The organism is Shewanella sp. Choline-02u-19, assembly GCF_002836205.1.
Taxonomy (GTDB): domain Bacteria; phylum Pseudomonadota; class Gammaproteobacteria; order Enterobacterales; family Shewanellaceae; genus Shewanella.
In genome coordinates this window covers 2,542,786-2,565,415 of sequence record NZ_PJBE01000013.1, presented here as the reverse complement: position 1 = coordinate 2,565,415, position 22,630 = coordinate 2,542,786, and the positions used below count along the sequence as shown (strand labels likewise).

The 22,630-nt window shown below is 42.9% G+C and carries 19 protein-coding genes; 9 read left to right on the top strand and 10 right to left on the bottom strand.

Annotated features, from left to right (window positions below; all coding sequences use genetic code 11):
• Positions 1-51: 51 nt before the first annotated feature.
• Positions 52-495 (bottom strand): c-type cytochrome, encoded by a 444-nt coding sequence (locus CXF83_RS17805; protein WP_101090544.1) that lies wholly within the window; start codon positions 493-495, stop codon positions 52-54.
• A gap of 233 nt (positions 496-728) precedes the next feature.
• Here CXF83_RS17805 and trpR point away from each other — a divergent pair, with 233 nt between their 5' ends.
• Positions 729-1,004 carry a trp operon repressor gene (gene trpR / locus CXF83_RS17800; RefSeq protein WP_101090459.1) on the top strand — a complete coding sequence of 92 codons (276 nt, stop codon included), beginning with the start codon at positions 729-731 and terminating at the stop codon, positions 1,002-1,004.
• A 292-nt stretch (positions 1,005-1,296) separates the two neighbouring features.
• Here the strand turns inward: trpR and slyD are convergent, their stop codons facing one another.
• Positions 1,297-1,917: a peptidylprolyl isomerase gene (gene slyD / locus CXF83_RS17795; protein WP_101090458.1), complete on the bottom strand. Its 621-nt coding sequence runs from the start codon at positions 1,915-1,917 to the stop codon at positions 1,297-1,299.
• A 712-nt stretch (positions 1,918-2,629) separates the two neighbouring features.
• Here slyD and thrA point away from each other — a divergent pair.
• The 4 genes from thrA (at position 2,630) to CXF83_RS17770 (ending at position 7,937) form a co-directional block, all read left to right on the top strand.
• Positions 2,630-5,095 carry a bifunctional aspartate kinase/homoserine dehydrogenase I gene (gene thrA, locus CXF83_RS17785; RefSeq protein WP_101090456.1) on the top strand — a complete coding sequence of 822 codons (2,466 nt, stop codon included), beginning with the start codon at positions 2,630-2,632 and terminating at the stop codon, positions 5,093-5,095.
• Entirely contained in the window at positions 5,092-6,024 is a 933-nt protein-coding gene (gene thrB, locus CXF83_RS17780) for a homoserine kinase (protein WP_101090455.1), read from the top strand. Before thrA ends, thrB begins: the two co-directional genes overlap by 4 nt.
• A gap of 78 nt (positions 6,025-6,102) precedes the next feature.
• The gene (thrC, locus tag CXF83_RS17775; RefSeq protein ID WP_101090454.1) at positions 6,103-7,389 is read left to right on the top strand and encodes a threonine synthase; all 1,287 of its coding nucleotides are present in this window, start codon (positions 6,103-6,105) and stop codon (positions 7,387-7,389) included.
• A gap of 257 nt (positions 7,390-7,646) precedes the next feature.
• A complete protein-coding gene (locus CXF83_RS17770; RefSeq protein ID WP_101090453.1) occupies positions 7,647-7,937 on the top strand; it encodes a hypothetical protein in 291 nt (96 codons plus the stop codon).
• A 21-nt stretch (positions 7,938-7,958) separates the two neighbouring features.
• Here CXF83_RS17770 and nfo read toward each other — a convergent pair whose 3' ends face one another.
• Positions 7,959-8,816, bottom strand: coding sequence for a deoxyribonuclease IV (gene nfo / locus CXF83_RS17765; protein WP_101090452.1), 858 nt, complete (start codon positions 8,814-8,816; stop codon positions 7,959-7,961).
• 221 nt (positions 8,817-9,037) lie between these two features.
• On the opposite strand from nfo, the gene CXF83_RS17760 reads away from it, so the two are divergent.
• Positions 9,038-9,577 carry a hemerythrin domain-containing protein gene (locus CXF83_RS17760; RefSeq protein WP_180960998.1) on the top strand — a complete coding sequence of 180 codons (540 nt, stop codon included), beginning with the start codon at positions 9,038-9,040 and terminating at the stop codon, positions 9,575-9,577.
• Positions 9,578-9,631: 54 nt separating this feature from the next.
• Here the strand turns inward: CXF83_RS17760 and CXF83_RS17755 are convergent, their stop codons facing one another.
• From CXF83_RS17755 to CXF83_RS17735, 5 genes are all read right to left on the bottom strand, one after another.
• Positions 9,632-9,820: a DUF3545 family protein gene (locus CXF83_RS17755; RefSeq protein WP_101090450.1), complete on the bottom strand. Its 189-nt coding sequence runs from the start codon at positions 9,818-9,820 to the stop codon at positions 9,632-9,634.
• Positions 9,821-10,054: 234 nt separating this feature from the next.
• Positions 10,055-11,692, bottom strand: a complete 1,638-nt coding sequence (gene pgi / locus CXF83_RS17750; RefSeq protein ID WP_101090449.1) for a glucose-6-phosphate isomerase — start codon at positions 11,690-11,692, stop codon at positions 10,055-10,057.
• An 18-nt stretch (positions 11,693-11,710) separates the two neighbouring features.
• Positions 11,711-12,667, bottom strand: a complete 957-nt coding sequence (gene tal / locus CXF83_RS17745; RefSeq protein ID WP_101090448.1) for a transaldolase — start codon at positions 12,665-12,667, stop codon at positions 11,711-11,713.
• 371 nt (positions 12,668-13,038) lie between these two features.
• On the bottom strand, positions 13,039-14,145 hold the full coding sequence (locus CXF83_RS17740) for an OmpA family protein (protein WP_101090447.1): 1,107 nt from the start codon (positions 14,143-14,145) through the stop codon (positions 13,039-13,041).
• A gap of 234 nt (positions 14,146-14,379) precedes the next feature.
• Positions 14,380-16,746, bottom strand: coding sequence for a phosphoketolase family protein (locus CXF83_RS17735; RefSeq protein ID WP_101090446.1), 2,367 nt, complete (start codon positions 16,744-16,746; stop codon positions 14,380-14,382).
• 425 nt (positions 16,747-17,171) lie between these two features.
• Here CXF83_RS17735 and CXF83_RS17730 point away from each other — a divergent pair, with 425 nt between their 5' ends.
• Together CXF83_RS17730 and yaaA are read left to right on the top strand one after the other, a co-directional pair.
• Positions 17,172-18,614 (top strand): alanine/glycine:cation symporter family protein, encoded by a 1,443-nt coding sequence (locus CXF83_RS17730; RefSeq protein WP_101090445.1) that lies wholly within the window; start codon positions 17,172-17,174, stop codon positions 18,612-18,614.
• Positions 18,615-18,747: 133 nt separating this feature from the next.
• Complete coding sequence (yaaA, locus tag CXF83_RS17725) at positions 18,748-19,521, top strand: peroxide stress protein YaaA (protein WP_101090444.1); 774 nt, start codon at positions 18,748-18,750, stop codon at positions 19,519-19,521.
• 66 nt (positions 19,522-19,587) lie between these two features.
• On the opposite strand, the gene CXF83_RS17720 is transcribed toward yaaA, so the two are convergent.
• Positions 19,588-20,988 carry a M28 family metallopeptidase gene (locus CXF83_RS17720; RefSeq protein WP_101090443.1) on the bottom strand — a complete coding sequence of 467 codons (1,401 nt, stop codon included), beginning with the start codon at positions 20,986-20,988 and terminating at the stop codon, positions 19,588-19,590.
• Between the two features lie 135 nt (positions 20,989-21,123).
• Here CXF83_RS17720 and CXF83_RS17715 point away from each other — a divergent pair, with 135 nt between their 5' ends.
• Positions 21,124-21,438: an ArsR/SmtB family transcription factor gene (locus CXF83_RS17715; RefSeq protein ID WP_101090442.1), complete on the top strand. Its 315-nt coding sequence runs from the start codon at positions 21,124-21,126 to the stop codon at positions 21,436-21,438.
• Positions 21,439-22,112: 674 nt separating this feature from the next.
• Here the strand turns inward: CXF83_RS17715 and rpsT are convergent.
• The gene (rpsT, locus tag CXF83_RS17710; RefSeq protein WP_101090441.1) at positions 22,113-22,379 is read right to left on the bottom strand and encodes a 30S ribosomal protein S20; all 267 of its coding nucleotides are present in this window, start codon (positions 22,377-22,379) and stop codon (positions 22,113-22,115) included.
• Positions 22,380-22,630 lie beyond the last annotated feature (251 nt).

The following is a 22,630-nucleotide window of genomic DNA, read 5'->3' as shown; positions in this document are numbered from 1 at the left end:
CTTGATGTAGAATAAAAGAGCCAGCGGCTATTAGCGCTGGCTCATTATTAACTAATCTTTTTTGTAAACGTCATGACAACCTTTACAGCTTTTCCCTGTATTCATAAAGGCTTTCTTTATTTCCTGCTTATCGCCTTTCTGTGCGACTAAAGCGAGCACTGCTGCATTTTCTTGGAAAGTCTTCATCTTGGCATCAAAATCTGCTTTGTCGCTCCAGACTTTTGCTAGGGCTTCAGTATCACCTTTGTCTGAACCAGCAATGAAACCTTCAAGAGGTAGCATAGAGAGTGCAGCAACATTGGTTGCTCGCGTCGCGAATACGCTAGCATCGTAATCTTTCTTGCCCTTTAGCATTGCGCCCATGTCACCAAAGTTATAGGCAATCATCCCAAAAGCAGATTGACGATAGTGAATAGCATCGTCAGCGTCTTCAAAATTATTAGCTTGCACGCTGGTTGCGATAGTAGCAGTCGCAGCTAGTGCGATTAGACTCATCTTTAATGATTTTTTCATGGTTATTCTCACGTTTTTATTATGTTATGCGACTAAATTCACGCTATTGTACCTACTTTTGGCTAGTGGACTCCATTCGTTTTTGGCCAAAATTACGCTTAGTTACAAATCAATTGATTTAACAGTGCTGTTTGCTCGTATCTAAAGTACGTGACTGGAAATGGTTTCCTGATAGACTGACTGTAATGATGCACTAGTACACCATTGAGGCTAAAATGCGAGCAGAGTGGGATTTAGTTTTAGATAAAGTGATGGCTCAAAACGATCATAGCGCTTTAGTGACGTTATTTGAATTACTGCTAACGGAGGAGGAACGCAGTGCAGTGGCAGGCCGATTAAAGGTTTTTCAAACTTTATTACGTAAAGAGATGAGCCAACGACAAATTGCACAAGAGTATCAAATTAGTATCGCGACAATAACGCGCTGCTCAAATTATCTAAAGCATATGTCAGTAGAGCAAAGAGAGCAGGTAAAGTTGTTAACGTTATAGCGTCTATATGCCGTAGGATTCATGTATCTTGCGTTTACCATAACCTATCCACTCACAATCGCCCCGGCTGCAAAGGATTATCCTGAATACGGGAACGACTTTTGTGTTTTGTTGGTATATACGTTAATGAAGCACAATGATGGGACATGTTGATATCGATAGCAGGCTCGGAAGCCTTTCATATCATATTTTTAAACGCCATATATCGATAGGCTGATTTAGCGCATAAAAAAACGCGTTTCATTTTAGTAAATGAAACGCGCTTTATTTCAGTCAAAAGAGTTAGATGAGCTTAGTGCTTACAACCACAGCCACCGTTGCCATCGCAACCTTCTTTTACTTCTTTCGTTTCATCGTCACTGCAGCATCCGCCTTCATGACTGTGCTCATGATCGCCACCACCACAGCATCCACCTTCATGTGAATGTTCGCCACCGCCACAGCTTCCGCCTGCATGGATATGACCGTGGGCAATCTCTTCTTCGGTTGCTGCACGAACTTCAAGCACTTCAACATTAAAGCTCAGTGTTTGACCGGCTAGTGGGTGATTACCGTCAACAATAACAACGTCATCTTTCACTTCAGTCACTTGAACAGGACGTTGTCCCATTTCAGTTTCAGCAATAAATCGCATACCAGGAACGATATCTTCGATATCGCCAAAAGATGCTATTGGCACTTCTTGGCACAAGCCATCATGATATGCGCCATAAGCTTGCTCAGCATCAACGGTGACGTCAAGAACGTTACCTTGCTCTTTACCTTCAAGAGCTGCTTCAAGGCCTGGGATCATATTTTCTGCGCCGTGCAAATACAGCATCGGCTTGCCTTCAAAAGAGCTTTCAACAAGCTGACCTTTTGCATCTGATAATCGGTAATGGATGCTTACAGCACATTTTTCGGTGATTTTCATATTGGCTCCAATCGGTAATTTGCGCGCATTCTAGCTTGCTTTTTGTCAATTTGCGACAGGTTGGATTCACTTATGTTACCTACACCACATCTTTATTTGAGCTGAGATAAATTCAACAAAGCTGACTTGGTTTTGCTTATAGCTAAACATCATAAGCAGTGCTTTTTTATTTGGTTTGTCGTTATAGCCAAGTTTAAAAGCCTAAACTCAGGTGTAAATTGTAAAATTAGCCGTTGGGGTATACTGGCTAGCCAATCTATTGTTGGTCACTTTATCATCATAGTAAGAGATGGGGCTTAACAATTAATTGTTTATTAACAATTGGTTAGTTGTTAATTCTATATATGTTTACGTAAGAGTAACCTTTGGTGGTAGTCGCATTTACAGAGAGGTCTTCTCCTAAACCATGATTTATACCGCTTTTTGGCTGATTATTTAAGATGATGGTTATTAATGACAATAAACCCAATTTAGGGGTTGACACATCTTGGTTAAAAAGCAATTCTGTTAGCACACAAATTAATCCAATTGGATGAAACCTAATTTATATGTTTAGCCACGTTTTAATGATCACCACGATTATTACAACCACCACGATTACCATCGTGGGGGCGGGCTAAGCACAATCTGATATAAGTTAAATATCAAGCCCGCTCCCCACAAAGGAGCGGGCTTTTTTGTTTCTTTAGTGGCGCGGTACAAGGAGTTTTCGATGAAAGTAATGAAATTTGGTGGTACCTCGCTTGCAAATTGGCAGCGATTTAGAGCAGCGGCAGATATTGTTATCCAGTCGGCAAAGACAGAAAGTACAGCTGTTGTGCTGTCCGCACCCGCAACGGTCACCAATGGCTTAATTGAAATGGTTGAGGTTGCTGTTAATGGCGGTGACTATAAAGCCGTGTTAGCCAAAGTAGAGCAAGTGTTTAATGCTTTGTACGGTGACGCTGCTAACACACTAACAGATGAACAAAATAAAAGACTCAGTGAACGTTTGCTGCAGCAAATGAAGTTTTGGGGCGATAAGCTGGCCGGAATGAGTTTGCTTAATGAGTGCCCTGAGAGTGTCGAAGCAGCGGTGTTAGTGGGGGGCGAAAAATTGTCTTCTGCATTGATGGTTGAGGTGATGAAAGCTGCTGATTACCCATCGGCAATATTGGACCCTGAATCATTGTTGGTGGGTTATGGCCCACGTTTAGAGTCAGCCGTTGATATTGAAGCGAGTAAGTTACGCTTTAACGCATTAAACTTAACAGATGCTCATGTTTGGGTGATGCCTGGTTTTACCGCAGGAGACAGTGAAGGAAAAATTGTTACATTAGGGCGCAATGGCTCCGACTATTCTGCGGCGGTGCTCTCAGCTTGCTTACAAGCGAGTTGCTGCGAGATCTGGACTGATGTTGATGGCGTTTATAATACCGACCCACGTGTGGTTGCTGACGCTAAACTGCTACCTCAAATGAGTTATCAAGAGGCTATGGAAGTTTCTTACTTTGGTGCAAAGGTGCTGCACCCAAAGACTGTGGCTCCTATCGCGCAATACCATATTCCTTGTTATATCCGTAATACGCTCAACCCTAAAGCTGTCGGGACGCTAGTATCCAACGCACCTGATGAAACAGGGCTGAATGTTAAAGCGATCTCCAACCTTGATGATCAAACGATGTTTGATGTTTCGGGGCCTGGAATGAAAGGCATGGTGGGCATGGCCAGTCGTACATTAGGCGCGATATCACGCTCGGGAGTTTCCGTTTCACTGATTACGCAAAGCTCGTCTGAATACAGTATTAGTTTCTGTGTCTCCACTGAAGACGCAGCTAAAGCCAAATATGCGCTAGAGCAAGAGTTTGAGCTCGAACTTAAAAGCGACCTGTTAGAGCCGATAGAGATGCGCCATCAGTTGGCGATAGTGTCACTGATTGGTGATGGCATGCGCACCCATAAAGGGGTTGCGGCAAAGTTTTTCCAAGCCCTTGCACAAGCAACCGTTAATATTGTCGCCATTGCCCAGGGCTCTTCAGAGCGTTCAATCTCTGCCGTTATTGAGCAGCGAAAAACCAAACATGCTATTTCGGCATGCCATCAATCTTTCTTTGATGTTCAGCACTATCTTGATGTTTTCCTTGTGGGCTGCGGCAATGTTGGCGCGGGGCTACTTGAACAGATAAAACAGCAACGCCAAATGCTTAAAGAGCAGCATATCGCCGTACGGGTTTGCGGTATTGCGAATTCAAAGCAGATGTTACTCGATGCTCAAGGTATCGATTTATCGAGCTGGCAAAAGCTGTTAGCAGAGTCAAAGCAAGCCGCGAGTATCGATGAGATGCTGGTATGGGCTAAAGAGCAGCAGTTACTAAACCCTGTGCTCGTTGACTGTACTTCGAGTGAATTTGTGTCTGATCAGTATTTAGCAGTGATGAATTCTGGCTTACACGTGGTAACGCCAAATAAAAAGGCCAATACTCGTGATATGGATTACTACAAGGCATTGCGTCAAACAGCGCTAAAACAGCGTCGTCAGTTCTTGTATGAAACCACTGTTGGAGCGGGATTACCTGTTATTGATAACCTTAAAAAGTTGTTATTCGCGGGTGATAAACTGCTGCGTTTTAACGGTGTATTATCTGGCAGTCTTTCGTACATTTTTGGCATGTTAGATGAGGGGATGACTCTGTCTCAAGCCACCAGTATTGCAAGAGAAAAGTGTTTCACAGAGCCGGATCCTCGTGAGGACTTAAGCGGTATGGATGTTGCTCGTAAAGTGCTTATTTTGGCCCGAGAAGTCGGTATGGAACTAGAGCTGTCGGATATCAATGTTGAGTCAGTGTTGCCTGAGTCATTTGATGCATCGGGTGACGTAGAAGCGTTTATGGCAAATTTGCCCTCAGCAGATAAAGCAATAGCACAGCGTGTTGAAACGGCTAAGGCTGAAGGCAAAGTACTGCGTTACGTCGGGCAAATTGATGACCAAGGCTGTAAAGTTAAGATTGCAGAGGTGGATGCAAATGATCCGCTATACAGTGTTAAAGGCGGAGAGAACGCATTAGCATTTTATAGTCGCTACTATCAGCCAATACCATTCGTGCTTAGGGGGTATGGCGCAGGAACCGATGTGACTGCAGCAGGAGCGTTCGCCGATATTTTAAGAACCCTTAATTGGACTCGTGAGGTTGGAATATGAGCGTAACCATTTATGCGCCCGCTTCAATGGGCAATGTGGGTGTCGGTTTTGACTTGCTCGGTGGGGCATTAGCCCCAATAGATGGTAGTTTACTTGGCGATAGAGTGACGGTTGAATCGGCTGAGCAAGGACTAACATTGAGCGTAATAGGGCATTGGGCCAACAAGCTACCCGCTAATCAGAGCGAGAATATTGTTTATCAGTGTGCAACGTTTTTCCTTGAGCATTTAGGCAAAGATGTCGGGCTTAAGCTCACGCTAGAGAAGAACTTACCCGTTGGCAGTGGTTTAGGCTCTAGTGCCAGTTCCGTTGTGGCAGCGCTAGTAGCACTCAATGAATATTTTGATAATCCTTTTTCTGAGCAGGAAGTGCTTCGGCTAATGGGAGATTTTGAAGGCAAAATTAGTGGTTCGGTACATTACGACAATGTCGCGCCATGCTTTCTTGGCGGTATGCAATTAATGCTTGATACGCCGCAGGTTATTTGTGAGCCGATACCCACGTTTAAACAGTGGTATTGGGTGGTAGCCTATCCTGGGATCTCGTTATCGACGGCACGAATGCGCCAGTTGATGCCAGAGCAGTATTCAAAGCAAACCACAATTGATTTTGGCCGTTACCTCAGTGCTTTTGTGCACGCTTGCTATAAGCAAGACGACGCATTGGCTATCTCGGTACTCAAAGATGTGCTTGCTGAGCCTTATCGCGCAGCAGAGATCCCTCATTACCAACAAGCTAAGTCTGCCCTTGCGGAGATAGGTATGCTAACAACGGGGATATCTGGCAGTGGGCCTACCTTGTTCACTATTACTGATGATATAGAAACAGCAAGAGTTGCTAAGCAGTGGTTAGATGAAAATTATATTGATCAAGCATTAGGCTTTTCACATATTTGCCAAATTGATGATTTAGGGGCTCGTCGAGCCTAATTTATAAAGAACAAATGTGAAGCAAATAACGTGTAATAAAAACTATCAATACAGCATTGAGAATCAAAGGACGTCATCATGGAATTATATAATCTGAAGCACCCATCCCAGGTGGTAAGCTTTACCCAAGCGGTTAAACTTGGACTTGGAAAAGACCGTGGGCTTTTCTTTCCAAAAAATATTCCTACATTAGATGATATTGATGGCTTACTGGCACTGCCGTTTGTGGAGCGCAGTAAGAAGGTCATCGGCGCTTGGCTAGCTGAAGAGTTGGGCCAGGATACCGTTGACCGTTTAGTTGAGCGAGCCTTTAATTTTGAGCTGCCGCTGGTACAAGCAGACAAGGATTTGTATAGCTTAGAGTTATTCCATGGTCCGACGTTGGCCTTTAAAGATTTTGGCGCACGCTTTATGGCGCAGTGCTTAAATGCGTTGGCAAAAGACGAAAAAATCAATATTTTAACCGCGACTTCTGGCGATACTGGCGCTGCGGTCGCGGATGCATTTTACGGGCTGGATAATATCAACGTCGTCGTGCTCTATCCTAAAGGTAAGATCAGTGTACTGCAGGAAAAGATGTTTACGACGCTAGGTGACAATATTCACACTGTGGCTGTCAGTGCTGATTTTGATGCATGCCAAACCTTAGTGAAACAATCATTTGAAGACAGCGATATTCGTGATGGCTTACATCTAAACTCTGCTAACTCAATTAACATCAGCCGCTTATTGGCGCAGATTTGTTACTACTTTGAAGCCGTCGCGCAGTTTAAGAAAACGAATAACTCAGATCCTGTTATCGCAGTGCCAAGCGGTAACTTTGGTAATCTAACAGCGGGTCTATTTGCTAAAGCGATGGGATTGCCGATTAAGCGCTTTATTGCTGCAACCAATAGCAATGATACCGTACCACGTTATCTCGACAAGGGGGAATGGTCCCCACAGCTGACCGTTGCGACTATGTCGAACGCGATGGATGTTGCTGAACCAAGCAACTGGCCTCGAGTTGAAGCCATTGTTAAGGCGATGAACTGGTCATTAGCCGATATTAAAGGTATTGGCGTGTCAGAGGCGGATACCGCCGATTCAGTTAAAGGGCTTCATGCAGTGGGTTATCTCTCTGAGCCACATGCCGGTATTGCGGCGTTTGCTTTAAAGCAAACGATGGTGACAGGTGAAAAAGGTATCTTCTTAGGGACTGCCCACCCAGCAAAATTTAACGAAGTGGTTGAGCAGATCTTGGACATTGAGTTGCCGCTGCCGCCCGCACTTGCGAATGTGGTACCTAAAACTATTTTGTCAGCCCATTTACCAGCAGACTTTGACGCATTAAAGCGGCACTTATTTAGTATCTTAGTAAAATAGCCGGAATTATAACGACTCACCATTAAAAAGAGCAGCTGTTATAGCTTCTCTTTTTTTGTGGTGAAAGTGTGGCTTATGTGCTTTTTTATCGACTTTGGAGTGAGGTTGCTGCTGCAATGTCATTGAGCTTCGTTGTGGCTGTTAACAAATGGGGCGGAATGTATTAGTTAGATCTACTTTAGCGTGACTTAGATCCCATTGTTTACTCAAGATATTTTATATTGTGCGGCGCAGTTTTTATAAAAGGTGTCGTATCTGTGTTACGTTTTGTCGTCAGTATATTGTTACTCAGTTTGTTAAGTGGTTGTGCCAGTGAAGAATTTCAGCTGTACCACAGGATAAATGAAGCATACGATTTTGAAGTCACCCACTGCGATAGCTTTGCAATGGTTAGAGGCATAGGACACGGAGAAAATGCGCTCGAAGATGCCAAACTAAGTGCTATAAAGCAGGGTGAAGAGCTCGAAGGAACACACATCGTTTGGTTACAAATCGACTTAGGCGAGCCAACTAAAGTGGTCGCGGTTATCTATAAATGCCTAATGTAATCATCTGTATTAGCCTCGTATTCATGGTGCTTTAGTTAAACTGCGTAGCCAATTAATCTCTTCAGGCCACAGCTCAGCATTGGTTGTTTCTAGAATGAGCGGAATACCCTTAACAGCGTCAAGTGTCATTAGCGTCGCAAACGCTTCTGCCCCTATTTCCCCCTTACCCAGAGATTCATGACGATCAACGCGGCTGTTAAGTCCTGTTTTACTGTCGTTTAAATGCATGGCTTTGAGATATTGATTACCAACAATTTTATCAAATTCATCGAAAACGGCCTTACAGCTTATCTGACTGCGAATATCATACCCTGCAGCAAACATATGGCAGGTGTCGATACAAACTCCGACGCGTGACTTGTCTTCAACGCCGTCAATTATCTGAGCGAGTTGCTCAAAACTATGACCCAGGTTTGAGCCTTGGCCTGCAGTATTTTCGATCACCGCAGTCACGGTACTTGAACGCGTCAGTGCTAAGTTTATCGACTCGCTTATTCGCGTGAGGCATTTATCGGTGTCAATTTGTCTTAGGTGGCTACCGGGGTGAAAATTAAGCAGGGTTAAACCTATTTGTTCACATCTGGCGATTTCATCATAAAAAGCTTCACGTGATTTAGTGAGTAGCTCATCATCTGGGTGCCCTAAGTTAATCAGATAGCTGTCATGGGGTAAAATAGCATCCATTGAAATGTTAGCTTTGTGACAGTTTTCTTTAAATAGCGTTATTTGCTTTTCATCTAGCGCCTTACTTGCCCAGCGGCGCTGATTTTTAGTAAATAACGCAAAAGCGTTAGCGCCGATAGCGGCAGCATTTGTGGGAGCATTTGCTATGCCGCCAGAGGCACTAACATGTGCGCCTATAAAGTAGTTCGGTTGCATTGTTTCTTCCTGTATTTTTGTTGATTAATTCAGCTGACGGCCTGACAACATTAGTTTCAACGGTACTAGTCTCTATATTGGGTAAATAAGTGGTTGTAAATTAGTCTGATTTTGTTGATCTCTGTCACGATGATACACATTCTCTTTTTGTTATAGTTGGCCGTTATTCGTACTGTTTACTAATATTGTATCTAGTGGGGCGAATTTGGGTGGAGAAAACTATGCTAGCCAGACTGATGCACGATCACAAGCATATTGGTATTTTGCTTAAGATTTTAAAGACAAAACACATTAAGCTAGCGGCAGGTGAGGGGATTAACTATAACTTAGTCCGCGATATTGTTGAATATATGCAAAGCTATGCTGAGCACAGCCATCACCCATTAGAGGAGGTGATCTCAGAGTTTTATTGGAACAAGTTAGGCAGAGCCCATATTAATGAAACATTAACTGCAGAGCATAGAAAGTTGGTTGATTCGTCGGCATCTTTAATGGCGACACTCAATTTAATTCTGAGTGATGTGGTGGTGTCTAAAGAGCAGCTCGTCAGCGACTTAGAAGGTTACGTTGAACTGCAGCTGTCGCATATGGAGTTTGAGGAGTCGACGGTATTTCCAAAATGGTCTGATGTGATTACTGAGGAGGACTGGAAAACGGTGGTGAAGATGTGTGATGCAAGGCTGATTGATGATCCGTTATTTAGTGAAAGTGACAATGTGCTGTTTGAGGAACTAAAAGAGTATATTGAAATAGCCGATTAACGATGTTGCTAGGATCAAAAAGAGCGCTATATGCGCTCTTTTTAGTTTACTTGTTTACATTAGGAGGCTGTCTAATTCACCGTCAAAGCCGTTGTCCATATCTTGCAGCTCTTTAAGCAAACGATATTTTTCTTTTAGCGCTTCAATTTCGCGCCACTTACGCTTTTTATTGGAGCTTTTTGAGCGGCTTGTAGGCTTCTCAACGATACTATCTAGCGCACTACCATAATCAAGTCTATTCATGGCAACCTCCTATAGTTTATTTTGTCTTCAAATAAATAGCATATTTTTCAAGCATAGTGCAACATAAATGTTTCATTTATGTTAACTGGAGGTGAAGTTTTAATGTTGATTGAAATGATATATGGCTGATAAACATGAATCAAAATCATGTTTTTTGGTGTAGCTAGCTGTGAAAACTAAAAAAGCCAGTCGAAACTGGCTTTTATAAAGGAATGGTAATCGTGTACTGTTTGCTTATATTTTGTGCTGTTTGAATATATTAATTAACGCATTGCTCGATGTATCTAAATCGGTGGCGTCGGTATTGGCGGTTAGCCTGTCGAGAACATCGTTCCCCAATTGCTTACCTAGTTCAACTCCCCATTGATCAAAAGAGTTAATCTGCCATATCGCACCCTGAACAAAGGTTCTGTGCTCATATAACGCAATAAGGGCGCCTAATGTCGAAGGTGTTAGCTTATCCATTAACAAGGTATTGCTTGGCTTATTACCTGGCATCACTTTATGCTGAGCAATAAGTTGCTTGTCACTGTCTGATAGTGAACTACTGCTAAGTTCAGCTAATGCTTCATCAAAGGTTCTACCTTGCATTAATGCTTGGGTTTGCCCAAAACAGTTAGAGGCAAGTTGCACATGATGCTCACCGAGTGGATTATGACTGTTAAGTGGCATAATGAAATCGGCAGGGATAAGTGCGGTACCTTGATGTAAAAGCTGGTGGTAAGCATGTTGTCCATTAGTCCCTTCACCGCCCCAAATTACAGGTCCAGTGCTGTAGTCCACGTCAGTACCGTTGAGCGTGACTGACTTACCGTTACTCTCCATATCAAGCTGCTGGAAGTAAGCGGGTAACCCTCGCAAATAGTGATCATAGGTGAGCACAACATGAGATTGAGCATTAAAGAAGTTGCCGTACCATAAGGAGAATAGCCCCATAATGACGGGCATATTGTTCTCTAACGGTGTTTGCATAAAATGATTGTCCATTTCATGTGCACCGGCTAATAACTCACGGAAGTGGTCCATTCCGACTAATAGCGCGATAGGTAATCCAATCGCCGACCAAAGTGAGTAACGTCCGCCAACCCAATCCCACATCGGGAAGATATTACTTGCATCGATACCAAACTCAGTGGCTTTAGCAACATTAGAGCTAACAGCAACAAAGTGTTTAGCAACATCCGCTTGCGTTGCTCCTTGGGTCAAAAACCATTCTTTTGCACTAAGGGTGTTGGTCAACGTCTCTTGAGTGCTAAAAGACTTAGATGACATAACAAACAGCGTTGTCTGAGGATCTAGTCCCTTAAGCTTTTCAGTAATTGAGGTGCCATCAACATTTGCAACAAAATGACAATTTAACTGACCTGTCCAATAAGGACGCAGGGCTTGAGAGATTATCTTAGGACCTAAAAATGACCCACCAATTCCAATACTCACAACATCAGTAATAGTCTTGCCGGTGTAGCCTTTCCATTCACCAGTCGTTACCGAGCGAACAAAGCGTTCCATTTTGTCTAAGGTTTGCTGAACTTCAGCCACAATATTGACACCGTCAACATGAATAACCTTATCTTTTGGCGCTCGCAATGCGGTATGAAGCACCGCTCGTTGCTCGGTATTATTAATGATGTTGCCAGCAAACATTGCTTTGATTTTTTCTTCAAGCTTAGATTCTTTTGCCAATGCAAACAGCAGTGACAGAGTTTCTGTTGAAGCTCTATTTTTAGAGTAATCTAAAAGCAGTCCACATGCCTTGGTCGACATATCGTCAAATCGCTGTGGTTGTTGCTGGAACAGCTCTCGCATATGCGGCACTGTTGTACTGTGTTTTGCTAGCGCTTGCCAACTAGCAAGCTGAGTCAGTTCGGTCATTTTAGTAGTCCTACTTCATTAAGACGTTAGTTCTGCTTTTAGCATGACTTCGAGTTTACCTTGGTCAATTGCAAAGTTACGGATCCCTTCAGCTAGCTTCTCTACAGCCATAGGTTCTTCATTAAACGCCCAGCGGAATTGTGCTTCAGACATTGCTGGCTCTGCTGCAACCATTTCTGTTGCTGGAAGTAGTTTTTGAACAATCGGTGTATTGCTATTAGATAACTCTTCTAATAATGCAGGGCCAATGGTTAATCTATCACAGCCTGCTAGTTCAATGATTTCACCAGTGTTACGGAAGCTTGCACCCATAACGACGGTATTAAAACCATGACGTTTGTAGTAGTTGTAAATGTTAGTGACAGAAACAACACCCGGATCTTCACTTGCTGAATACTCAAGACCAGTATCTTTTTTGTACCAATCTAGAATGCGGCCAACAAAGGGCGAAATGAGATAAACACCCGCTTCAGCACATGCACGCGCTTGAGCAAAGCAAAAAAGTAGCGTTAGATTACAGTTGATGCCTTCTTGTTCGAGTTCTTTCGCTGCGCAAATACCTTCCCATGTAGAAGCTAACTTAATCAAAATACGTGATTTATCAATACCTGCTTCTTGATAAAGTTTGATGAGTTTATGGGCTTTTGCGATTGAGGCAGTTTTGTCAAAAGAGAGACGAGCGTCAACTTCTGTTGAAATACGGCCCGGAACAATTTTTAGGATCTCTAGACCGATATTGACGGCTAGCTTGTCACCGGCATCTTCAATCTGTTGCGCAACATCATTGCTTTGGCTTTTTGCCCAAGCAATAGCATTTTCAATTAGGCTACTATATTCAGGAATTTGCGATGCTTTTAGGATTAAAGATGGGTTTGTAGTGGCGTCTTCTGGCTGGTAACGTTTTATGGCTTCAATATCACCAGTATCCGCAACTATGGTTGTGATGGGTTTAAGTTGTTCTAAAGTGTTGGCCATGTGAATTACATCCTTCTCAATGAGCAGCATAAGTTTGATGGTTAATTAGCAGGTATTAAAAGCCATTTTTATGATCATTCCAACTAAATATGAAAAAAAATTACAGAAAAGTTGTAAAAAATCAGTAAATGCGCATTTTTTGGTAATATAGCTACTAATTCTAGCGTCTAATTCTTGCTGTTTTATTAAACATTAGCTTTAGACGTGAGTAATTGGCATAAATATTAAGTCATCGCCTTAAACATTAGTAGGCGGCTATAGTGACGGTCGCTGGTATTTGAACAAAAAAATGCTCACAACAGTAACCGTTGTGAGCAAAATTTGGCAATTTACTCAATAACTGACGTAAATAGCTACATAATGATATCGACTTATTTCAATACAGGAACCTTTTCGGTACCTGTAACATGCGCGTCAATACGGCGGTTAGCTTGATTGGCTTCTACAGAGCTGCCTTCAATTAAAGGTCGAGTAATGCCATAACCTTTAGATGACACTTTACCGGGGGCAACACCATACTCGTTGATCAACACATCAGCGACGGCAATGGCGCGGCGTTCAGACAAGTCCATATTGTAGTCAGCCTTCCCCATATTCGAGGCATGACCTGCAATGGTAACCTCGGCATTTGGATGCTTACTCATATACTCGGCTAAATCTTTAATATCCCCGTAAGATGCTTCTTTTACGGTCGCTGAATTATTATCGAATTTAGCTTCAATTTCGAATTTGTCTTCAGCTTCTTGGTAGATTGTACATCCGTTAGCATCAACCTTATGAGTCGATGGTGTATCGGGGCACTGATCCATATCGTCATTTACACCGTCATTATCTGAGTCGGCAATGATAACGGCAGCTACAGGAGCGATAGGTTTTGTTTTGCTACCAAAGCGATAACTGAGTTCAAGTCCCCAGTAGTTACTTTCCATCTCCAGTGTTTTCCACTTATCTTCGTCAAGGTTTTCATAACGACGATATTTAGCTTGGACTTTTAAATTATCAGTAATGTTATAACCAATACCCGCGCCAACGTATGGGGCGACGCCGCTGTCACTATAATACTCGCTACCGTAGTTCTTATTGTTAGACATAAGGTAGTTTAGGGCACCTGCTTCCGCTGATAAACTCCAGCGATTGGCGAAAGGCCAGAATGCTACGAGACCTAAATTCATTCCTTTAGCACCAACATCATTGAGTTTGTCTGAATAGTCGACCCATTCAGCACGGCCGAGATCGCGGTAACCCAACTCGACACCGAAGTAATCATTAAAAAGAAAACCTGCAAAAACATCCCAGGCATACGGATCATCTTTACCACAGGTTTTCATGGTTTTTTGATCGCAATTAGGCTCGTAGTTGTTAATACCGACACCGCCACCGACATACCATGGGCTCATGCCGTCTGCGGCGTCTGCGGCGTTAGCGGCAAAAGGTAGCATTGAGGTGAGTAGAACTGCTTGTAAAGTTTTGTTCATCATTCGGAAATCCTTATGTTTTAATTATAAAACTCTCCGTCTACTCATTACTTAAGCAGTGCTAGCACTTATTACGGAGATCCTTTGGTTTTATAGCTAGCTATCACTATTATCAACCGCAAATGTGACATTTTCCACTTTATTGTTAATATAAATACTTAAGTTAAAAGAAAAAAGGGTGCTTTCGTTGGAAAGCACCCTTTTATTTAGTCTAAATACACTAACCTGATTAAGGTCTTATCGTGTCCACACCCAGTTTTCAATGCTTATAGGGTCTACACCGTTAGCCTTGATATAGTTTCTGTGGTCAACCAGACGTTGCAGCATATCTGTGGTTATAGCGATATGTTGGCTTTCGTCAATAACGCTTTGCTGGAACAGTTTGTACGCCATGTCGATAACGAGGTGGTAACGCGATGTACCATTACGAACACCCATATCAAATGGAGTCGTCGTTGAACCTTCCTCTTCATAGCCTTTAATTCTAAAGCGGTCACTACCTTTGTAATCGAATACAAGTTTCTTAATGGTATTCGGGTATCCGTGGTAGTTAAAGACAACACCTTTATCAGCAGTGAACACTTCGTCCATTAACCATGGCTTGCTTTGGAATTTTAAGCTACCCAAACCGCTGCTGGTTAGCTCGGTAACGCTGACGAAACGGATGCGTACACGAGGTAATAGTTCGCGGATCAGTACCAGTGAAGCCATTGCTTCTTGAGTAACGTAATCACCACAACCAACAAGCACCACATCTGGGTTCTCGTCTGAAGCAAAGTCCCACACCATGACACCGTCTTTAGCCTGACTGCGAGCTTCATCTAGTGTTAACCATTGTGGTAGATCTTTCTTACCAGCAACGATGATGTTGAGCTTGTCACGATCGGCATAAGCACGTTCGGTGTAAACCAAAGTACTGTTACCGTCAGCTGGTAAGTAAGCAGAGATGATCTTAGGATGCTTCTCTAACATTGCGCCCAAGAAAGATGGGTTCTGATGCGAGTAGCCATTATGATCTTGACGCTCTAGCAGCGAAGACAATACTACGTTACATGCCGGCACTGGTTTACGGAAATGTACACCTTGGCTTGCATAAACGTACTTACAATATTGGTCAGCCATTGATGAAATAACTTGCGAGAACGCTTCATAGGTTGGGAACATGGCGTGACGACCCGTTACCGTATAACCGTGGAGCATGCCGAAGAGTAAGTTTTCAGATAGCAACTCAATGACACGACCGTCGCGAGACATATCTTCGTCCCAGCTTTCGATAGGCCACTGCCATGCACGATCAGTTTCTTCAAACACTGCTTGCAGTTGGTTTGAATAGGTCTCATCAGGACAGAAAATACGCAGGTTACGTTGGTCACGGTTGAGTTTAAATGCATCACGCATCCATTCACCCATCTTGAACATTGACAGCCCGCGTTGACCACGTGGTGTTTCAGCGCCATAAGCGAGTTTTTCAAGATCTGGATTGGTTAAAGCGCGAACCACTTCACCACCGTAGCTTAAGTGTTGACGACCACAAGCTAACGCTTTTGGTGGCATTAATGACAGAATATCTTTGTCAAAAATCAGTTCGCCTTTTTCGTTGATGCTGTATAGCTCATCGAACTTATAGCTGCCTAACCAAGTGTTAAGCGCGTCAAGGTGGCCCTTATCTGTAGCACACTTGTTGACGATAACTTGGTGAGATTCACAGTTACCTTCTAATTTTTTACCGCCATATTCAGCAGTACCAGTCCAGCCTTTAGCGGTACGCATTAAAATGACAGGCCAGCGAGGCTTAACAACATCTTCGCCAGATCTTGCGCGAGTTTGAATGTCATTAATCATTTTATATGACAAGTCCATCGCTGCTAGCATCTGCTCGTAAACGTCTTCTTCAAGCTGATCATCAACAATAATCGGGTGGTAACCAAGACCACGGAACTCAAGGTCTAGTTCTTCATGGTCCATTCTTCCCATACGGGTAGGGCCAGAAATTTTATAGCCATTAATATGAACAATAGGTAAAACAGCACCATTGTTCTTTGGTGATACGAGACGGTTTGCATACCAAGATGCAGCAAGAGGACCTGTTTCTGATTCACCATCACCAATGAGGCAAGCTGCAATCAAATCTGGATTATCAAGCACTGCGCCCCAAGCGACGGACAGAGAATAGCCAAGTTCGCCACCTTCAAGAATTTGTCCCGGAGCTTCTGGGTTTGCGTGAGAAGGATAACCATATGCCGCAGAGAACTTTTGACAAATGTCCGTGATACCTTCCTCATTATAAGGAATAGTTTCAGGATAGAAGTGGCTTAACGAACCTTCCATAAACAGGTTAGCTTGTACTGCAGGAAAACCATGACCTGGACCAACAAGGTAAACGAATGAACGATTGTGCTTAGCAATTAATCTATTAACGTTAGCATAGACAAAGTTAATACCAGGGCAAGTTCCCCAGTGACCAAGTAATCTTGGTTTTATGTCTGTGTGCGCTAAAGCACGTTTATGTAGTACGTTTTGCTTTAGGTAAATTTGTGATGTCGCTAGAAAGTTTGTTGCTCTAACAAATTTCTTTAAGGAAACGATCTCTTGTTGATGTGACATAAACAACCCCGTTTGGTAATCATAAAGTTAAACAAATTCTATATGACATACTATATTTGTAACTTTATTACAAAAATGTGCCCTGTATCGTATTTATAGAAAGTTTTTTGCACTAATTAATGTAGTAAAGTTAGATGTGATTGCCATGTTAATTTAGTTAATTATATTGAGTATGCTTGGCGTTTTGTGTGATTCGGTTGTCAGCTAAATGATGAAATGTGACCTGTATCACTCAGGGTTGAACCAATGCTATGCTATTTTGCAGCGCGGAATGCGGCAGGCGTGGTGGTAATTTAATCACGTATAGGATAATTCGAAAAGAAAATCTGTTGTCATTTAAATACTTTAGGAAGGAAAAATACAAGCCAAACCTAATCCAGAGTGAAAGCGCTTGATTATGTTTGTCATGGGGATAAAGAATAATTATGTTTGAACCGTTAATTAATGCAGTTGAATCTGCCGTCAATGCTGTCAATGGCCTACTGTGGGGAAGCTTACTAATTTATGTATTAGTGGCAGCGGGTGTGCTATTTACTTTTCGTCTAGGTTTTATTCAGTTCAGATTATTTGGCCACGGTGTCAAATTAGTGATTAAAGGCCGTGAAAAAGTGAATGGTATCTCCTCTTTTCAGGTTTTTTGTACATCGATGGCTGCAAGAGTAGGCACCGGTAACATGGCGGGAGTCGCCGTTGCGATAACTGTTGGTGGTGCGGGTGCGATTTTTTGGATGTGGCTGATTGCGCTGCTCGGTATGGCGACTGCATTTATTGAGTCAACATTAGCACAAGTTTATAAAGTAAAAGACGATGAAGGTCAGTATCGTGGTGGACCTGCGTATTATATGGAGAAAGGCCTAGGTAAGAGATGGATGGGAACCTTGTTTTCTATTCTACTTATTATCGCTTTCGGTTTTGCCTTCAATGCCGCACAAGCTAATACCATGACCGACGCGCTGAACAACGCATTCGGTTTGGATAAAACCATTGTTGGTTTAGTGATTGTGATGGCATCTGCATATATTATTTGCGGTGGCTTGAAAAAAGTCGCTCGCGCATCTGAATTGATTGTGCCGGTAATGGCTGTTGCTTATTTAGCAGTAGCAATTGCGGTATTGGTATTGAATATCGAGCAGGTTCCAGCAGCGCTAACACTGATTGTTAAAAGTGCCTTTGGTTGGGAGGAAGCTGCTGGTGGCGCGATGGGCGCGATGATGGCCGGTGTTGCACGTGGCTTGTTCTCTAACGAAGCGGGTATGGGAAGCGCGGCAAATATTGCTGCATCAGCTACACCAAACCCTAATCACCCAGCATCACAGGGTTTTGTGCAAATGATCGGTGTATTTGTCGATACCATCGTCATCTGTACTGCTTCTGCGGCGATTATTTTGTTGTCAGGTGTGTTAGACAATCCTGGTGAGCACAAGGGGATTGGTCTATTGCAATTGGCACTAAGTAACGAGCTTGGTGGTTGGTCTGCTTACTTCATTGCATTCGCAATTATACTGTTTTGTTTCTCGTCAATTATTGCTAACTATAGCTATGCCGAAAACAACATTATGTTCCTGACTAAAAGTAAAAAGGTGCTGTATGTTTTCCGTGTCCTAGTATTGGCGATGGTGATGACAGGTTCAGTGGCCTCTTTGCAACTGGTGTGGAACTTTGCCGATGTATCAATGGGGTTAATGGCGCTGGTAAATATTTCTGCGATAGTGTTGCTTTCTAAGGTTGCCTTTGCGGTAGTGAAAGATTACGAACGTCAAATAAAAGCAGGTGTTTCTCCAACGTTTGATGCTAGTCAATTCCCAGAAATAAAGGGGATTGAAACGGGTGAATGGACTAATGATGAGCCTATTGCAAACAAATCTTAATATAGGATTAACCGCTCGGTGCGGTAAATTGAATTAACACAATCTAAAAAACCACGCTTTATAAGCGTGGTTTTTTTGTTTTTGATCAGTATGATTGTCTCAGTTTAAGAATATCTCTGTATAGGACATCATAATGTTAATCTTGGTTTCACCTGCAAAAACGTTAGATTTCGAAAACCCAGCGGGTACTGAACGTTATTCAATGCCGACGTTGTTGAGGCAAAGTGAATTGCTGATTGATGTCTGCCGTGAATTAACCCCGAGCGATATTGCATCGTTAATGAAGGTTAGCGATAAAATAGCAGGCTTAAATGTTGCTCGATTTGGTAGTTGGCAGCCTAATTTTACCCCGGAGAATGCTAAGCAAGCCATATTTGCTTTTCGTGGTGATGTTTATACCGGGCTTGATGCCGATACATTATCTGAGGCGAGTCTTCAAAAAGCGCAGCAACAGTTGCGGATCCTATCGGGTCTTTATGGCCTGTTGAAACCACTCGATTTGATGCAAGCCTATCGATTAGAGATGGGAACTCGTTTGGGTAACAGTAGAGGCACTAACTTGTATCAGTTTTGGGGAGATATCATCACCGATGAGCTCAACCAGACGACAGACGCCCAAAATGATGAGTTCATTATTAACTTAGCGTCAAATGAGTACTTTAAAGCCGTTAAGCATAAACAGTTAACTGCAACGCTTATAACTCCTGTTTTTAAAGATAAAAAGAATGGCCAATACAAGGTTATTAGCTTTTTTGCTAAGAAAGCCAGAGGTATGATGGTGCGTTACCTATTAGATAACAAAGTCGATACGTTAGATGCACTGATAAAATTTGATAGCGCTGGCTATTGTTACAGTGAAGCAGATTCAACAGTAAGTGCCCCGGTATTCTTGCGAGAAGAGCAGTAGTTGGCGGTAGTATATAGCCGATAAAAAAGCAGCCTAATGGCTGCTTTTTTATCGGGTTAATCGCGATTATTTGACAGTAATGGGGCGTAAAGTAATTTTTGACTGCGCCATTAAGTACGCGAACTGCGCATATGCGGCAACATTTTGCTGAAGCGCAGCGGGCTCAATTTTGTCTAAAGTATCGTTTGGAGTGTGATGATAGTCGAAGTAATCGCTCCCATCTTGCCTTAATGAGGCTACTGGCACCCCTTGTGAAGGTAACATCGAGACATCAGGGCCTCCTGATGCTCTGTTATTGCCTAAGGCAACACCATTATTAGTCATAGGTGTCGTAAGGGCTAATAACTCGGTATAAGCGGTTTCACTGGCTCTATAATCGATCTGATAGATCCTACCAGCACCAAAGTCTGACTCGGCGGCAATGTAGTGCTTATCTAACTCGGCCTTATGGGCTTTGGCATAAGCTTTGCCGCCAACTAAACCGAGTTCTTCAGCTGCATATAAAACGACTCTAATGGTCCGAGCAGGTTTTGTTGGTAAGTCTTGAATTAGCTTGCCCGCGGCCGTGACAATAGCCACACCAGCACCATCATCAATCGCGCCAGTACCTTCGTCCCAAGAATCTAAGTGAGCGCCAATAAGTACTATCTCGTCGGGCTTGCTAGAACCGGTGACTTCAGCAATGACATTGTATGAAGTGGCAAAACCTTGGTTTTGTGCCGTCAACATCAGGTTGATTGTGATATTTGCATCACGCTTAAGCATTGCATTAATAAGATCGGCATCAGGGTTCGACATTGCTGCAGCCGGAATTTTGGCAACGCCATCTTTATATTTCATCATGCCAGTATGTGCCATGCGGTCGTGATCCGTTCCAATAGAGCGGATCATAATGGCTAAAGCGCCTTTCTCTGCTGCTGCAATCGCGCCTTTTGAGCGTCCGCCGACACTTTTACCATAACCCTTACCAGTAATATGGCGCTCGGTGATCTGGTCGATAAATACAATCTTACCTGCGACATCGTTAGTTGAGGCGGCTTGCAGTGCGGCTAAACTATCAAAGCGGATGATATTGGCTTCAATGCCATTTTTTGGAGTTGATATACTACCGCCCAAAGCGGTGATGACTAATGGCTGAGGGAAAGGCGCTACAATCGATGCTTTTGCTTCGCCACGGTGCCACACCGGTACTTGTACTGGTTCTTTATAGACTTTATCAAAGCCAAGCGTCTTAAGTTTAGATTCAGCCCACTGCACCGCAATGAGGTCTTTTTCGCTACCGGCGAGTCGCGGTCCGACTTCGACGGTCAGTGATTCAACCAAATCGTAAGCAAGATCTGAGCTCAGTGCTCGTTGCTGAAGTTGCATTACAATGTGTTCGTCAGGGCTATTTATTTTGTTATTTTGACAACCAATTAAACTGGCCAAAAAGACCCCAGCCGTGAGTCTTAGATAGATGCTTTTCATGAGTTTCCTTTGTTTTTATTACACATGTCCCATTTTTGAAAACAATCTAGCAAAAAGTGTGCTTTATGTCCCGACTATATCTGCAGGGCAGCGCTATATTAGGCGGTCGGTTTGTTTTAGGAGAAATAGTTCGTAATGAATATGGAACTAATACAGCAACGAGCAGACCATGCCGTTGTGTTATTGAAGGCAATGGCGAATGAGCGCCGCCTATTTATCTTGTGCTATCTTCTTAACGAAGGGGAAATGTGCGTTGGCGAAATGAACAAGAAATTGGGATTAAGCCAATCTGCTCTTTCGCAGCACCTTGCGTGGTTACGTAAAGATAATTTGGTTGAAACGCGTAAAGAAGCTCAAACGGTATATTACTCGTTAAAGAGTGAAGAAGTTGCAGAGATCATTAAGCTACTTAATAATATTTATAGCGATAGCTTACAAACGGTAGCGTAATAGCACTAGGCTACAAGCAAGTGCTAATCTCATTTTCGCCGCTACAGTTTCAATCGTTGTTACAAATGGAGAGGCATGCCTCTCTATTTTTTTATCTAAAAATTGTGAATCCAGCCATTATACCCGTTGCATTAAAAGTTTGACCATTCAGCGTGAATTCAAAGCCCTGTAAGCGAGATGGGGATTGAAGCTAATAGTGATTCTCGGCTCTGGCATTCCTCGGTAATTGCTCCATGCATGACTCTCGATAATTGCTCCATGCATGACTCTCGATAATTGCTCCTGCATTATTCTACCTTCGTCCATTCTTGGGCTCGTACCTCCTGCACTTGACCTCCATGAAGGAAGGCAATGGCATATTTTGTATGGGACAAAACAGACCATTTAGTCGTATATCTAAAGCTCACAACGAAGCTTAAAGGGCTTTGCCATTTGCTTTAAACGTTGTCCGCACTCGTTAAGCGACTCAGATTTCCCACTTCCGCTTTGCAGTGGCTTAAAAGGGATCAACCCTTTTCACCAATGCGCCTTGAATTGAAAAGTATGAGGTGCTCTGAATGGGTCAAATACTTAATGCAATTGGTATTAGAAGCATGGCTCCGGCATTAAACTCAAATTTTAGACATAAAAAAACCGGCCGAAGCCGGTTTTTACTTTTGCTTTAAAACTAAAACTTAAGCAGCAAGTGCTTTAATTTTAGTGTTTAAGCGTGACTTATAACGAGCAGCCTTATTCTTGTGAATAAGACCTTTAGTCGCCATACGGTCAACAAGTGGTTGTGCTGTTACGAAAGCGGCAGTAGCTGCTTCGTGGTCGCCTGCATTAATTGCAGCAATTACTTTTTTTACGTAAGTACGTAGCATTGAGCCACGGCTTGCGTTGTGCTGGCGACGCTTCTCAGACTGAAGTGCGCGCTTCTTTGCAGACTTGCTATTAGCCAAGGTGCAACTCCTAAAACTGTGTTTGGTATTTTTGAGGTCGAGGAATATGCCCTATTTATGTCATTTTGTCAATGACAATAGTCAAATCAGTTTGATTAACTCAAAATAATCTAACCAGCTTGGCTTTCTTCAACCTAACTCGTGTAATATAGTGCGCAATTCTAGCAGGTATTGCTACGAGACAATAGGGGGAGCGCTAATTAGTGCGTGGTATCGCCCAATTTTTTTAGCTCTATACACATGGGGCAGGG